The 14,705-nt window shown below is 55.8% G+C and carries 13 protein-coding genes; 9 read left to right on the plus strand and 4 right to left on the minus strand.

Going from position 1 to position 14,705, the window contains the following annotated elements:
* Positions 1-37 precede the first annotated feature (37 nt).
* The 5 genes from PSR63_RS21995 (at position 38) to PSR63_RS22015 (ending at position 5,860) form a co-directional block, all read left to right on the plus strand.
* Positions 38-1,897 (plus strand): sulfatase-like hydrolase/transferase, encoded by a 1,860-nt coding sequence (locus tag PSR63_RS21995; protein WP_274327822.1) that lies wholly within the window; start codon positions 38-40, stop codon positions 1,895-1,897.
* A 90-nt stretch (positions 1,898-1,987) separates the two neighbouring features.
* The gene (locus PSR63_RS22000; RefSeq protein ID WP_274327823.1) at positions 1,988-3,328 is read left to right on the plus strand and encodes an AI-2E family transporter; all 1,341 of its coding nucleotides are present in this window, start codon (positions 1,988-1,990) and stop codon (positions 3,326-3,328) included.
* 48 nt (positions 3,329-3,376) lie between these two features.
* Entirely contained in the window at positions 3,377-4,060 is a 684-nt protein-coding gene (locus tag PSR63_RS22005; protein WP_274327824.1) for a DUF2293 domain-containing protein, read from the plus strand.
* Positions 4,061-4,322: 262 nt separating this feature from the next.
* Entirely contained in the window at positions 4,323-5,354 is a 1,032-nt protein-coding gene (locus PSR63_RS22010) for a DUF1559 domain-containing protein (RefSeq protein WP_274327825.1), read from the plus strand.
* 29 nt (positions 5,355-5,383) lie between these two features.
* Entirely contained in the window at positions 5,384-5,860 is a 477-nt protein-coding gene (locus tag PSR63_RS22015) for a hypothetical protein (RefSeq protein ID WP_274327826.1), read from the plus strand.
* A 94-nt stretch (positions 5,861-5,954) separates the two neighbouring features.
* Here the strand turns inward: PSR63_RS22015 and PSR63_RS22020 are convergent, their stop codons facing one another.
* Positions 5,955-6,482, minus strand: a complete 528-nt coding sequence (locus PSR63_RS22020) for a CAP domain-containing protein (RefSeq protein WP_274327827.1) — start codon at positions 6,480-6,482, stop codon at positions 5,955-5,957.
* Positions 6,483-6,959: 477 nt separating this feature from the next.
* Between PSR63_RS22020 and PSR63_RS22025 the strand changes: the two genes are divergently transcribed.
* A complete protein-coding gene (locus tag PSR63_RS22025) occupies positions 6,960-8,159 on the plus strand; it encodes a trans-sulfuration enzyme family protein (RefSeq protein ID WP_274327828.1) in 1,200 nt (399 codons plus the stop codon).
* 13 nt (positions 8,160-8,172) lie between these two features.
* Positions 8,173-9,318: a trans-sulfuration enzyme family protein gene (locus PSR63_RS22030; RefSeq protein WP_274327829.1), complete on the plus strand. Its 1,146-nt coding sequence runs from the start codon at positions 8,173-8,175 to the stop codon at positions 9,316-9,318.
* Between the two features lie 112 nt (positions 9,319-9,430).
* Here the strand turns inward: PSR63_RS22030 and PSR63_RS22035 are convergent, their stop codons facing one another.
* A complete protein-coding gene (locus PSR63_RS22035; RefSeq protein ID WP_274327830.1) occupies positions 9,431-9,991 on the minus strand; it encodes a hypothetical protein in 561 nt (186 codons plus the stop codon).
* A 365-nt stretch (positions 9,992-10,356) separates the two neighbouring features.
* On the opposite strand from PSR63_RS22035, the gene PSR63_RS22040 reads away from it, so the two are divergent.
* Both PSR63_RS22040 and PSR63_RS22045 read left to right on the plus strand, forming a co-directional pair.
* Positions 10,357-11,646, plus strand: coding sequence for a DUF6666 family protein (locus tag PSR63_RS22040; RefSeq protein WP_274327831.1), 1,290 nt, complete (start codon positions 10,357-10,359; stop codon positions 11,644-11,646).
* A gap of 333 nt (positions 11,647-11,979) precedes the next feature.
* Complete coding sequence (locus tag PSR63_RS22045) at positions 11,980-13,392, plus strand: hypothetical protein (RefSeq protein WP_274327832.1); 1,413 nt, start codon at positions 11,980-11,982, stop codon at positions 13,390-13,392.
* 20 nt (positions 13,393-13,412) lie between these two features.
* Here PSR63_RS22045 and PSR63_RS22050 read toward each other — a convergent pair whose 3' ends face one another.
* Positions 13,413-13,901: a hypothetical protein gene (locus tag PSR63_RS22050; protein ID WP_274327833.1), complete on the minus strand. Its 489-nt coding sequence runs from the start codon at positions 13,899-13,901 to the stop codon at positions 13,413-13,415.
* A 153-nt stretch (positions 13,902-14,054) separates the two neighbouring features.
* Positions 14,055-14,663: a Tll0287-like domain-containing protein gene (locus tag PSR63_RS22055; protein ID WP_274327834.1), complete on the minus strand. Its 609-nt coding sequence runs from the start codon at positions 14,661-14,663 to the stop codon at positions 14,055-14,057.
* Between the last annotated feature and the right edge of the window lie 42 nt (positions 14,664-14,705).

Here is a 14,705-nt window from a genome sequence, read left to right on the forward strand (position 1 = left end):
CCCAGCCCCCAACCTACTTCGTTAAGAGCTTTCCCTCATGATGCGATATCTATTGCTGATTACGTTCACCAGCATCTTGGCCTACGGCAGCACGCTCAATGCTGCGGATTTACCCAATATTCTGTGGATCACAAGTGAAGACAACGGCCCCGAACTGGGGTGCTACGGCGACACGTACGCGGACTCTCCGAATATCGATTCGATCGCTGCCAAAGGGATGAAGTACAAGCGAGCCTGGTCGAATGCTCCTGTTTGTGCTCCTGCCCGAACGACGATCATTTCCGGCATCTATCCGCCAGCACTGGGTGCCGAGCACATGCGTAGCCAGACGGAACTTCCTGAGGGCTTCCACATGTTCCCATACTACCTGCACGAGGCGGGTTACTACTGCACGAACAACTCGAAGGAAGACTACAACCTCGCCAAGCATGGCTACGTGTGGGATGAGTCGAGCCGGAAAGCCCATTGGCGAGGTCGCAAAGACGGACAGCCATTCTTCGCGGTCTTTAACTTCACGGTCAGCCACGAGAGCCAACTGCGCAAGCGGCCTCATACGCCAGTGCATGATCCGGCTGGCGTCCGCGTGCCAGCGTATCATCCTGACACTCCGGAAGTGCGTCGCGACTGGGCACAGTACTACGACAAGATCACCGAGATGGACAAGCAGGTCGGCAACGTATTGGCCCAGCTGAAACAGGACGGCCTGGATGAAGACACGATCATCTTCTACTACGGTGACCACGGCAGCGGTATGCCGCGCAGCAAACGCTGGCCGTATGACTCGGGCTTGCACGTGCCGATGATTGTTCACGTGCCTGAAAAGTATAAGAAACTGGCCCCGAAAGAGTACGAAGTCGGCGGAACGTCCGAACGACTGGTCGGCTTCATCGATCTCGCTCCGACCGTGCTGAGCCTGGCTGGTATTGAGCCGAAAGAGTGGATGCAGGGTGACGCATTCATGGGGCAATACCAGACGAAGCCACCAAAGTACATGTTTGGTTTCCGTGGCCGTATGGATGAACGGTACGACATGCTTCGCACATGTACGGACGGCCAATTTGTCTACGTTAAGAACTACATGCCGCATAAGATCTACGGCCAGCATATCGATTACATGTTCCAGACGCCGACCACCCAGGTTTGGAAGAAGATGTACGATGAAGGCAAGCTGAACGAAGCCCAAAGTCACTTCTGGCAAGTGAAGCCTTCGCAGGAGCTGTATGACCTGACGACTGATCCTGACGAAGTGAACAACCTCGCCGGCGATTCCCGGTATGCCGAAAAGCTAAAGGAACTGCGAACGGCTGTTTTGAATTGGCAGAAGGAGATTCACGATATTGGTTTCCTTCCGGAAAACCAAATCCACTCGCGCAGCGGCAAAAAGTCTCCTTATGAAATGGGACACGATGCTTCGCTTTACGACTTGGATGGCGTCATGAACGCGGCCTTGTTGGCTTCCTCGCTCGATCCGAAGGCCCTGCCCAAGATCAAGAGTGAGTTTGCTTCAAGTGATGCTGCGGTGCGTTACTGGGCAGCAATGGGTGTGCTCATGCAGAGCGAGTCTGGCGTCAAAGCGGCTCACGAGCAGCTGCAAGCCGCGCTTCAGGACGACTCCCCCAGCGTTCGGTGTATCGCCGCCGAGGCCTTGGGCCGCTACGGCAGCCAAGAGGATGTGAAGCTGGCGCTAGATACGCTCGGCAAATTGGCTGATCCGACCGAGAACGGCGTCTATGTTTCGATGCTGGCGCTCAATTCGATCGATGCCATGGACGAAAAGGCCAAGCCGCTGGCATCGGTGCTGGCAAAGCTTCCTGATGGGGCAAAACAAGCTCCTCCTCGCACCGGCGGCTATGTTCCGCGGCTCTTGCAGGACTTAAAGAAAAAGCTGAGTCAGTAATTCATCGAACTCCATCCCATTGCACGCCGGGGTAGATCGCGGGGATAATGAACCGCGACACCGGCGAGTTTTGGGAACAGGGGAGAATTGATGAATCAAGAAGGACTGTCGGTCAAGAAGCTCACCGAAGAACAATCGTGGCTTCAGACAGGCGCACTTCTCGTGTTGGCTTTCATCGCGTTTTCGTTCGGGCTGATGTATGCCCGAGCGGTGCTCGTGCCGTTCACGTTGGCATTATTCCTGAACTATCTGGTCGCCCCGATCGTCGACTTTCAGATGATCCGGCTCAAGTTCAGCAAGTTTATCTCCGTCTCGCTGACGCTTCTTCTCGTCGTGCTCGTTCTGGTGCTGATGAGCTTTCTGGTAACGACCGTCATCCAGAACGTCACAACGGTTGCCAACGATAAGACCTTCATGACGAAGTTCGAGCAGCGGCTGGAAGGCCCGCTTGAGGCCGCCTCGAAACTGATGGACCGCATCAGTGGTTGGGAAGAAGGCGAGAAGCCGCCGTTTGTGGGATCGCCAGAGATTGTCCCAGACGAGACGGAACAGCTGCCACCGGAAGACGTGGGCACCGGCGACCCTATGGAAACGCCGGATGATGCCAGTCAGCCACTGGCAACGGATGAGAAGCCTATCGTCGAGCAAGAAGTGGAAGCCGATCAGCCAGCGGAAGAGTTGTCGGACGATGTGGTGGAAAATGAGGCCGGTTCGGTAGCCATCCCCATTTCGCCTCGCCAAGATATCAATCGTACGCAGCAACTACTGCGTACCCTCGTCGCTCAGATTCGCCAAGAGGCACCTCAATTGGCAACACAAGCTGGGGCGACTCTCTTGAACTTGATCAGCAGCACGGTTCTGACGTCGATTTTCGTCGGCTTCATGCTCGCCGGTCGCGATCCGTACAAGGTCTCGAAAGGGATCTACGCCGAGATCGACCGCAACGTCCGCAAGTACATCGCGACGAAGTTCTTTATCTCAGCGATTACCGGGCTTTTGGTTTGGGGATGCCTGGCGATGATTGGGATGCAGTTCGCTTCGATGTTTGGCTTGATTGCATTCTGTCTGAACTTTATCCCGTCGATCGGTTCGATCATTGCGACACTGCTGCCCATTCCGATTGCCATCGTCCAGTTTGATTCCGCCCTGATGATTACCCTGGCGATCGTGCTTCCCGGTGCCGTGCAGATGACGATGGGTAACGTGATAGAGCCCAAGATCATGGGCGATGGACTCCAGTTGCATCCGGCGACCATTCTTTTGGCCCTGGCATTCTTCGGCATGCTGTGGGGACCGGTCGGTATGTTGTTGGCCGCCCCCATTACTGCCATCGTGCGGATCGTGCTGATGCGATTTAAAACCACCGAACCCATCGGTTTTCTCATGGCAGGTGTCTTGCCGGAAGAAGACGATCACTTGCATCATGTGTAAGTGATCATTGTTAATTTGAAGGATCCGCTTGTCGTCGAAAGGAAATCGATGCCCCAGCCAGCTTATTCTCCTGGCCCAAGTCAACGTACTGTCCGTGATGCTCAGGGTAATGTCCTTAAGGTGCCGGCCGAATGGTCGCTTCTGCCACCGGGCGATGCCGGCCTGACGCGGCGAGTCAAAGCTGCCGGCCAATTCTGGGCCGTGCAGGAGAAGAAGGGACGTCGGATGTTCTCGCGAGGCGTTTGGGCGCCGACGGCTACCATTGGCAAGATCAAGAGCGAGCTCGAAGCCGAACGATCGACCGACGCGTACGCCAAGAAACAGAAAGCGGCCGCCGCACGTCGCGACAAGCAACAAGCCGAATACGTTGAAGACTTCTTCGGAGCCGTTGTGGCTTATCTCGACTTTCACCCTGACTACGCTGACATGGCGAATCATCTGGCGAAGGCCGTGACTTCGCATGCGACGCCAGTGGGAAGCGGCACGGTAGCGCGTACCCAGCGAATTCCTATCGAGCGACGAGCCGAGTCAGCGGTGATTGCCTGGATGCGGCACCAGACTACCGCTTACGACACGATGAAGATTCCGCGGGTCAAAGGAAAACGACGCGAGGTCCGCCGGATGTTAGCCCAACGTTCGAAAGAAGTGCTGCATCAATATCGAATGGGAAGAGAAATCCCACGCAATTGCCCGCTTCGCGCGGCATTGTCGGGGGCCGGAGCAGGGCGTTAACTAGCAGAGAACGCTTACTGGACCCGCCAGGATCGATTTCTCATTTCGCTGATTCGATGAGCTTTCTGAGGCGAGTCGATTGCCAAGGAAAATCAGCGAAATAGTGATGTTTTCTATTGTCAAAAGTAGATGGCAGATGAAACAATGCCTTTATAGCCTTGTAGTGTATGTCAGATCTACCAAGAAGTACTGATTTCTGCACGGCTCAGACTGCCTGCCTTCATCATTTCTCGCCATCATCTCCTATTGAAAGTCGCTATAGATGTTCCGCGCTCGTCGAGGTCATTTGGGCTTCACCCTGGTCGAATTGTTGGTCGTCATTGCCATTATTGGCGTTCTGATTGCCTTGTTGCTTCCCGCTGTTCAGCAGGCCCGTGAGGCTGCCCGTCGGATGAGTTGCTCGAATAACCTGAAGCAACTCGGGATTGCACTGCATAACTATCACGACACGTTTCTCGCCCTGCCTCCGCGACAAGGCGGCCCTGATTGGACGACAGTAACTGCTGCCCCGGCCACGCGACACAGTGCCTTCGTCAGTTTGTTGCCATTTATCGAGGCCAACGCACGCTACGATCAGATTGTTGCCAACACGCAGATCGCCTGGAGCGGCAGTGCGACCTCAGGCTATGTGGGTGAGATCGATGCGTTCATTTGCCCATCGGATGGCCTGTTCTCGCCATCCGGAGCAGATCGAAGCGCCGAGTATTCGCCGCTGAACTATGGCCTTTGCATGGGAGACAACTTCAGCTTTGGAGGATCTTCCACTGCGACCGATCCTGAAACGAATGTGCGTGGCATCTTTGGGTATCTCATCTACACACGCTTCCGTGATATTACCGACGGGCTAAGCAACACGATGGCCATGTCGGAAACCATCATTGCTCCTCCAGGCTCTCAATTGGGCCGAGCGGTGGGTGCTTCGACCAACAACCCATTGGCCTGCCGTGCGTATCTAACCGGCAACAATTACACGTCCGGTGCGCTGATCGCTCAGTACCGTTGCCATGGTCAGCGTTGGCAGGACGGTCGTCCAGGGTATTGCGCGATCACTACGGTTTTGCCGCCCAACAGTGCGACGTGCAGTTCGCAAGCTGGTGCCGGCATTTACTCGGCATCGAGCCGGCACCCTGGCGGGGTATTGTCGATGTTTGCGGACGGTTCGGTGCGGTTTGTGCCTGAAACGATCGACACCGGCAACTTGTCGACGTCCCCGGTCTCATCCGGCATCAGTCCGTTCGGTGTTTGGGGGGCAATTGGATCGAAGGCTGGTGGCGAAACGAACGCCTCGCTGTAACCCGTTGGATCCAAACAGGAGGACGTGCCATGAACCGCATTCCAGAATCCATTAAGTTCGTCGTCATCGCTGCTGTTGGCACTGTGATACTGGTCGGATGCAGCGGAAAACGTGAAGACAAGTGGACGCGCGGGAGACCGCCTGTCTATGAGGTCACCGGCCAGGTTACTTATCAAGGCAAGCCCGTTGCCGATGCCGTGGTGACGTTTCAGCCGGTGGACGAAGCAGGCCGTGGTGGCTCGGCGATCACGGATGACCAGGGTTACTTCGAAGCACAAACGTTCGACCCAGGAGACGGCCTCACGCCAGGAACGCATCGGGTGGCGGTCCACAAGGTGCAGCTGGTCGACGCAAGTGGAAACGTCGTGACCGAGATCCGCGAACCTGGCGGCCTGCGTGAAAAGAATCTGGTGCCGAAGAAGTATGCCGATTTTAAGAAGTCTGGCATCGAAATCACGGTCGAAGAAACGGACAACGATGTCGGTGTGATCGACCTAGTCGATTAGCACGCATCGCTCGCTTCTCATCGAATAAAAAAGCGGCCCCGAAACATCGGCTTCGGGGCCGCTTTCATTTAGATCTGTCAATCAGTCAGACGTTCTAGTTACCGAACACGCCGACCCAATAGGCAGTACCATTGCGGCCGATCGCGTAGCCGTAGCCAACTTCGCGAGCACCGCTCAGCAGGATGGCTCGGTGCCCTGGGCTGTTGAGCCAACCGTTAAAGCATTCTGGAATGCTCGGCGAACCGTACAGGATGATCTCACCGTAGGGAGAGCCTGGGTATTGGTGACGTCGAGCACGCGAAACGAATCCACCGTTGACCGAGTGGCTGAATTGGCCAGTACGGGCCATGTACCAGGCATGGTCCTGGGCGGCTTTGGTCAGTTCCGGGCTAATTCGCTGAGCCGGCAGTTGATACCGACCGCGAACTTCATTCGAGTGATGCCACATTTTCACCAGGGTCGGGTGCTTGTGGAGAAAGTCGTCGCCGGGCACTTTGGCGTCCGCTTTCTTGGTTTCTACTTCCTTCTTCTCGTCGGCCTGGGAATCGGTCGTGGTTGGTGCGGCAACGAGCGACGTGGACAAAGACAGCGTCAACAAAAGGGCTAGGGACAAACGGGTCATGGGGGAGAACAACCTCCGTGGGCGGGATATGAAGCGGGTCTTACCATCCGAACTCCGTGTCTGGGACGGTAAACGAATCACCGGTTTTAAAGGCATTCCAGGTCGATCGCAAGTGGTTGGATTTAACGATTACGTAAACTTTCATACTGACACTCCCTGACCGTTAACCAGCGATCCCCTCGCAATAATGGAGACTTATCGGCCCAAGTTGAGATAGGTTGCGCTGTGAGAAAATAGAGAAAGCAGCCCGTTGCGGGCCAGATTGCGCTCGGTTACACTCAAAGCTGGTTTAATAGGGATTTGTGGCCGCTTGCAGCCTATCTGCTAAAGTGCCGTTGTCGCTCCTCCCAGCGGCAATTTTTCTTAGAACAGATCACATGCTGCGGCCCTATCGAACATTTGGGAACCGTGGCGTTCTTGCAAGGCTTACTGCCTTCGATCTGCCACATTCCCGCATCGCTTGCGAGAACACCCGTCATGTCAGTGGCTCCAGAACAAAAAGCAAACCAAGGTACCTCCACCACCGCCGTGCAAGGTGGCGAGGCCCGCATGAAGCCGGGCAACGCGATCACCGATGCCATCTTCTGTGCGTCGACCTACACCTTCGACAACACCGATTCGATTATTCGCTATATCGAAGAGAATCAGGTACGCGAAGAGTACGGCCGCTACGGCAACCCCGGTGAGAAGACGGCCGAAGCCAAGCTGGCCGCCATCGAAGGAGGCGAATCGGCTGTACTTTACTCGTGCGGCATGGCTGCGTTCGTTGGGCTGTTGATGGCGAAAGTCAGCTCGGGCGACAACGTCGTCTTCTTCGACGAGTGTTACCACCGTAGTCGCGAATTCTGCGGCAAGCACCTGGCCCGGTTCGGTGTCGAAACCAAGACCGTCAAGACCGGTGACTATGAAGCAATGGAAAAGGCAATCGATGCCAATACCAAGATGCTCATCAGCGAGTCGCCGACCAATCCGCACCTGAGCTGTGTCGATCTGGAAAAGTTCACCGAGATCGGCAAGAAGCACGGCGTTGAAACGCTGATCGATGCCACGCTGGCGACTCCATACAACCTGCGACCGCTGGAATATGGCGTCGACTACGTCCTGCATTCGGCTACCAAGTATCTCGCTGGTCACAACGATCTTCTGGCTGGTGCGATCATCGGCAGCGAAGAAAAACTAGCCGATGTGCGTCAGCTGCGTGGCGTCATGGGGGGCATCAATGCTCCACACAATTGTTACCTTTTGCTTCGCGGGCTGAAGACGTTCTCGCTGCGAATGGAACGTCACAATGCGAACGGAATGGCGGTCGCCCAATTTCTCGAAGATCACCCAATGGTCGAGAAGGTTTATTATCCCGGGCTTCCCTCGCACCCGTATCACGAAATCGCCAAGGCCACGATGCGCGGCTACGGCGGGCTGGTGACATTTAATGTGAAGGAAGCTGACTGGCGGAAGACCGCTAACGTTGTCGACAACGCGAAGATTTTCAAGATCGCGCCGAGCCTGGGTGGTGTTGAATCGTTGATCGAGCAGCCGCTGGTGATGAGCTACTACCAGCAAACGCCCGAGAACCGAGCCAAGTTCGGTATCTACGACAACATGATCCGCATCGCCTGTGGTATTGAAGACACGGATGATTTGATCGCAGACCTGAAGCAAGCGTTGGACAACGCGTAGAAGGGAATCCCCCATGCAGTTTCGCACCAAGGCCATCCATGTTGGCAACAAGAAGGATCCGCAGACCGGGGCCGTTGTTCCGCCGATTCACGTCGCTTCCACGTTCGTGCAGCCTGGAGCAGGGGAGTGGGGCGAGTTTGACTACTCACGCAGCGGGAATCCGACTCGCAAGAATTTAGAGACCACCCTCGCTGAGTTGGAAGGGGGCTGTGGAGCTCTCGCGTTTGCCTCTGGAATGGCTGCGACGCACTGTGCGACGATGCTGTTGGAAGCCGGCGATCATATCGTCGCCGGCACCGATATCTATGGCGGCACCTACCGTTTGCTGCACAAGATCACGCAGAAGAGCAACATCGGGATTACGCTGGTCGATGCGACCAATCCCGAAAATCTCGCTGCCGCGATTCAACCTAATACGAAGATGATGTGGGTCGAGAGTCCCGGCAACCCGCTGATGTCGATTACCGATTTGGCCGCGTGTGCCAAGGTGGCGAAAGAACATGGCGTTTTGCTCGGAGTCGACAGCACGTTCGCGACGCCTGTGTTGACTCGGCCGTTGGAACTGGGCATCGATATCGTGCAGCACTCGGTCACCAAGTACCTGGCTGGTCACAGCGATGTACTGGGCGGGGCATTGGTGGTGAAAGATAAGGAATTGTACGATCGGCTCTACTTCATTCAGAACGCAACCGGTGCCGTACTCGACCCGTTTGGCTCGTTCCTGGCATCTCGCGGGATTAAGACGCTTGAGCTACGGGTTCACGAACAGTGCCGCACGGCCCAGAATATCGCCGAGTACTTGAACGAGCATCCCAAGGTTACCCGCGTTCTTTATCCCGGTTTGAAGACGCACCCCGGGCACGAGATTGCTGCGAAGCAAATGGATGGCGGATTCGGGGCCATGATAAGCTTCGAAGTCGAAGGTGGGTTCGCGGCCGCGAAGAAGGTATGCGACGACACAAAACTGTTCCAACTCGCCGTGAGCTTGGGGGCGGTTGAATCATTGATCGAGCAACCGGCCTCGATGTCGCACGCTAGCTATGACAAAGCCGACCGCCTGGCCCATGGGATCAAAGACGAACTGATCCGGATTTCAGTCGGGCTGGAAGCAGCGGAAGATCTGATTGCGGACCTGAGCCAGGTACTCGATCAGATTTAGATCTTCGTCCTACGAAATAGATCGCATCAGCGCAAGCAAAAAAGGGGAGTCCAAGTGGACTCCCCTTCTTTTAGTTTGGCAGGACGCCTATTCGCTAACCATGTAGGGGCGATTACTTGGCTGGCGTGGGAGCGTAGTAGGTAGCTTGTCGCGTCGTCGGTTTCGCTGCGACTCGCTTCGAGTAGTGGGGAACCTGGTTGCTTGCTCGCTTGGACTCGGTGCCAACGGGCTGCCATTTGCCTGGTTCACGCATTGGGGCGTGTTCGTTGGTTGGGGTCATCGGCGGGCCGGGGATGGTCGGCACGGATGGAGGACCTTGCTCAATGTATTCGACGCCGGGGTGATGCGACTCATAGCCATCCCAGTTCGAGCTGCAGCCACAGGTATCACATCCACACGAAGGAGTCGTATCGCATCCGCATCCATTGAAGCGGATCGGGTGGAACAGGCTATGAACCGTGCGTTTGACGGCACATGCACCGTGCGTCAGGGTGAAGCCAACCCCTTGTACCAGTTCGCCCAGTGGATTGAAGCATGGAGTGCAGCAGTGATCACACCCACAGCTAGCAACGGAGTGGGTGACAACATGATTGCTTTCACAGCCACACGATTGTCCGTAGGCCTGGATGCTGGTAGCCAGCACGACAGCGGCAGCCAGAAGTTGCGTTTTCATCGGTTGAGATCCTTCTCGAAAATTAAAGCGTCAGGGTGACGCGGCATGCCGGAGGCAAAGTTTTCGTTGACGGAACTGTTTATCGAGCCGCTACTAAGCAAAAAAACAGAATAACCCGATCAACCGGCAATCCTCTTGTATCTTGCCTAGTGCCCCAGAAGATGGTTGTTTGGGAGAAGTACGTCGAGTGCATAGCTGCTGTCGCGGCTCGCAGGCGGAGGGCTGGGAAAACTTTGCGGATTATCTCGACTTTTCTGAAAGTGGGGACTTTGCCGGTGACGATACGCAGATATGGACAGCGCAGTCTTGCGCCGCCGTTAACCGTCTCCCCCCCGGTATTTCAATTGTCGAAGGAAGGAAAGGCCATGCGAGTCTTCCCCTGGATTCTGACTTTGCTCACCGCAGCGTGCGGAAGTGTTATTGCGGATCTCGCGACCGCAGCAGAACCTCGTGAACCTGCCAAGCTGCAGCACGTGGTTTCCGATGATTACAATCGTCCACCGTCGCCTGCCAAGGCGATTCGGAGTCTCTTCTCGACCGATCAAGATCGTGTCTTCGCAGCCCGGCAACGTGTTGCGCGGGCAAGTTATGTCGCATCGAAGGTGCAAGCCGGCGACATCGAACAAGTGGACTACTCTGTCTTGAGCGAAACGTCCGGTACGATGCCTATGGAAGGCGAGATCGTGATGGAAGGCCACGCTGTGGCCGGCATGCATGATCCAATGACCTACCACGGCGGCCCAGGCTGCACGTCATGCCAGGGTGGTAGCAACTGTGGCGGCTCGTGTGATTCGTGCGGTGTGTGTGGTCCATGCGATTCGATTTGCTTTCCCCTCTGTTTCCGTTTGAACCTGGAAAACCTCTCGGTCCGGGCCGGCGTTCAGGGCTTCAAAGGGCCTATGAATCTAGGCATGGATGGTAGCTTTGGCTTTCTGTACGGCGTGAACTGGGGTGTTCCACTGTTCTCGCGTGATCACGGTTTCGGCTTTCAGCTGGGTGTGAATGGGACCAACGCTAACTTGCATGGTGCTAGTTTCACCGACGATCATCGTGACCAGTTCTTCCTGACGACCGGTTTCTTCCGTCGCGTCGACTGGGGCTGGCAAGGTGGTCTGGTTTACGACCACATGAGCGATCACTGGTACTACGACGTCGATGCCAGCCAGATTCGCGGCGAACTCAGCTGGAAATTCCAGTGTAAAGGTGAGTTTGGCTTCTGGTTCACCGCATCGGATGAAACAAGCGACATTGACGAACAGATCATTCTGCCTGGTGATACGGCTCCAACCTTCGTCAATGGCTCGTACCAGCCACACAACATGTTTGCGTTCTTCTACCGAACGCCGCTCGAAGTATGTGGTGGTGAAATGCGTTTCTCCGGCGGCTGGACCGACAACGAACTCGGTTTGATTGGTGCCGACGCGAACGTGCCGATCACCAAGTGTCTGTCCCTGGAAACGAACTTCCTCTACCTGATTCCTCGCAACGACAACGACGGCAACTTGGATGAAAGCCTAAGTGAATCCTGGAATATTGGAATCAACCTGGTTTGGTACCCTCGTGCATGCAGTTCCGCGAGTGCGGGCAAGAACTACTACCGTCCACTGTTTAACGTGGCACATAACGGTACGTTCTCGATGTATCCAACCGAGTAATCGACAATCCGTTGGGGGATTTAGCAGGCCGAGTCCTTTGCGAGGGGACTCGGCTTGCTGTCGTTCTTGGGGGATTGCGAAGCCTTTTTCGGTTGCCTGGTGTTTGCCGTATCTTCAAACAGCGAATCACCTTCCCAAGATTCTGCCGCCGCGGTATGATAGGCGAGAATATGCAAGCATCCCCGCCATGAGGGTTGGCGACCACTGAAATTGTCGTAGGTAGCGTGAGGTCGCCGCGAAGAGCCGTCTAAAGGCCCGCAATTACCCAGGCCGGGGGGTCCCCTTTATGCAGGAAGGCATGGCCCGTTAACCGGGCAATCGTTGATTTAATACATGAGCAATTCGAACAAAGCTGGGCACTGGCGATCTCTCGCCGCCGAAATTGGCGCCATCTCGCAAGACGAACTCGAAAAGGCCGAAGCAGCGGAAGCCGCTGCGAAAGAGGCTGAGCAAAAAGCCGCGGAAGAAGCAGCAGCAAAAGAAGCTGCCGAGAAAGCAGCGGCCGAGGAAGAAGCGGCCGAAGTAGAAGTCGCTGAAGAATCTGCAGAACCATCAGCAGAGGAAGCGGCCTCCGATATTGAAGCGGCGGAAGACGCGTTTCAAGATGCTGTGGAGCCAGAGGACGAGCTTTCGCAGGTTTCCGACGGCCCCGTCGATAATGAAGAGATTGTCGAGCCGCCACACGAAGAGATCGTAGCGGCAACCGAGGAAGTCGTCGCGGAAGAGCCTCCGAAGCCGAAAAAGAAGAAAGCGAAGAAACGCAGCCACTGGGCGTCTCTGTCCTCGATGCTCGGCCTTGCCTCTCCTGAAGAAGAAGAGGAGGAGGATGAAGAGGAGGACGAGGAAGAAGCACAGGCTGAAGAAGAGATCAAGGTAACGGTCAAAGAGGAACAGCCTGTTGCCAAGAAGGACGAAGGCAAAGAGGAAAGCCCTCATCTGGCTGCTTTCAAGAAACCGCTAGAGCGTTCGCCCGAAGAGGCCCGGGCATCCGAGATCATCGGCAGTCCTGCTGCTAAGTCTCGTCCGACAAGTGATGACGACTTCGAAGGTTTCGACGGTATCTTTCTGGACGAAGGAACTCGCGAAACGGATGCCATGGACGCTGATGTCGGCGAAGACGATCAGGACGAAGAAGAGGAACGCGCTCCGCGAAAAGAGCGTCGCGGACGAACACGTGGTCGCCGACGCGGACGACGCTCTCGCAGCGATGAAGATGTAAAGGTTCGCGAAGCTACTCCCGAAGACGAAGATCGCGACGAAGACCTGGAAGACGAAGTTGAGAGCCGCGATTCTCGTTCCGACCAGGACGAGGGCGACGAAGAGCAACGACCAACACGCCGCCGCCGCCGCCGTCGTCGTTCACGTAAGGCATCCGACTCGGAGTCGACGCAGGAAGAAGCCCCGCGTAGTCGCCGCTCGAGTCGCTCGGAAGATGAAGACTACGACGATGATGACGACGATGACTCGGATATCGATGTCGACAACGAGGATGATCGCGAAGATGCCCCGCGTGGTCGTCGTCGACCCTCACGTCGCCGTCGTAGCGATTCCGACGAGGAGGATAAGCCGAAGGACAAGCACAAGAAGATTCCTTCGTGGACCGATGCCGTGACTGCAATGGTTGATAAGAACATCGAGCGTCACGAGAATGCCCCACCATCCCGCCCACATGAACGGGGTGGTCGTAACAGTGGCGGTCGTCGTCGCCGAGGAGGCAGCGGCGGTGGCGGACGTGATCGACGCTGAGCCGGTCTGCGAAGTCTAAGCTAAGTAGAAATGGCCTCTTCCTGATGGCAGGAAGAGGTTGTCTCGGGCGTCGTTTTTGACGCGGTTTCTTCCAGCTCTTCCATACGCAGGGCGATGCGATTGAATTGGTCTGCCATGTCCTGCCAGCTATCCCCATCGCGTAGGATCAGTGGACCGGTTTTTTCTCCGTCGGCAAGTTGTTGCATCGCACGACGGAAGCGTACGACTGCTCCGACCAATTGATTGCTATGCCGTATGGTGTCTACCAGGATGATCGGCAGCACCAATAGGCTTACCAAAACGGCTGGAACGAAGTAGTTCCACAGCATTTGTGATATGGCCGCGACAGGAGCATTCAGATCGCTAAGCGCTGCACCTAAAAGTAGAACCACACCGACACTCAAAAGGTAAGCAGCCCAGTGCATTATCGCGCGCAGGACGAGACGTCCTTGCAGGATCGGATCTACCCAAAACAATCGGCGGCGTTGTTGCTTTACTTGCTTCGACATTCGTTAGCTCCCAAGGTGCCAGTAAGGTCCTTGGGAAGCTTACGACGTGCCGGTCTATATGCCAGCAATAAGCCGTCCGTATGGCCTTCGCTACAGCAACCTCTCGTGTAGCGAATCGATTCGAGCGGATCGTAACGATTATGATGGTGCGTTTTAGTCCAATGGAATCCGGACAACAACGCCGCCCATGACGTCCCCTTCTTTGAATTCCGGGTAATCGTCGCCACGATCGGAGTGATTGTTGTGGCAATCCCAGCAAGCTTTGGCGACGGCCTTATCGGCATATACGGCGGTGAAGTAGGTCTTGTCGCCTAGCTTTTCTTCGCCGTAGAAGTTTTCGTCGGGATGATCAACGATGTACTTGAGGCCTTCGATTTCCTGCGGAGACTTTGGTTCGTTCTGTGGGTTCAATGGCCAGAGCGACTTCAAGGCATAAGAGAAGCCCGCTTCCTCGTTCCCATCGACGATCTCGGCGCCCATTCGAAACATCTGTGCTGGAAGCGGAATCGTCCCTTCTTCGTCTTGCCAATATTCGCTCGCGCTGACATCGGCGCCTTGTTCTTTAAGGCGGGTCACGATGTGCTTGGCATAAACCGTACGGTCGGCCATCATCACCGCGTGCACGGCGTTGGCAAATTGCTTGGGCGTGATTCCACCCGCAGCTTCTACAGGTGCCGGCGTGCTGTTTCCGCAGCCCGTTAGTGCTGCTACGGTACCACCAATCACAATCAATCCACAGGCCAAAGCGATAAACTTGTTCATAGGTAGACTCCCAATTTCAATAGTTGCGTGGCAACAGGCGAA

This window comes from Bremerella sp. P1 (genome assembly GCF_028748185.1).
Classification (GTDB): Bacteria; Planctomycetota; Planctomycetia; order Pirellulales; family Pirellulaceae; genus Bremerella.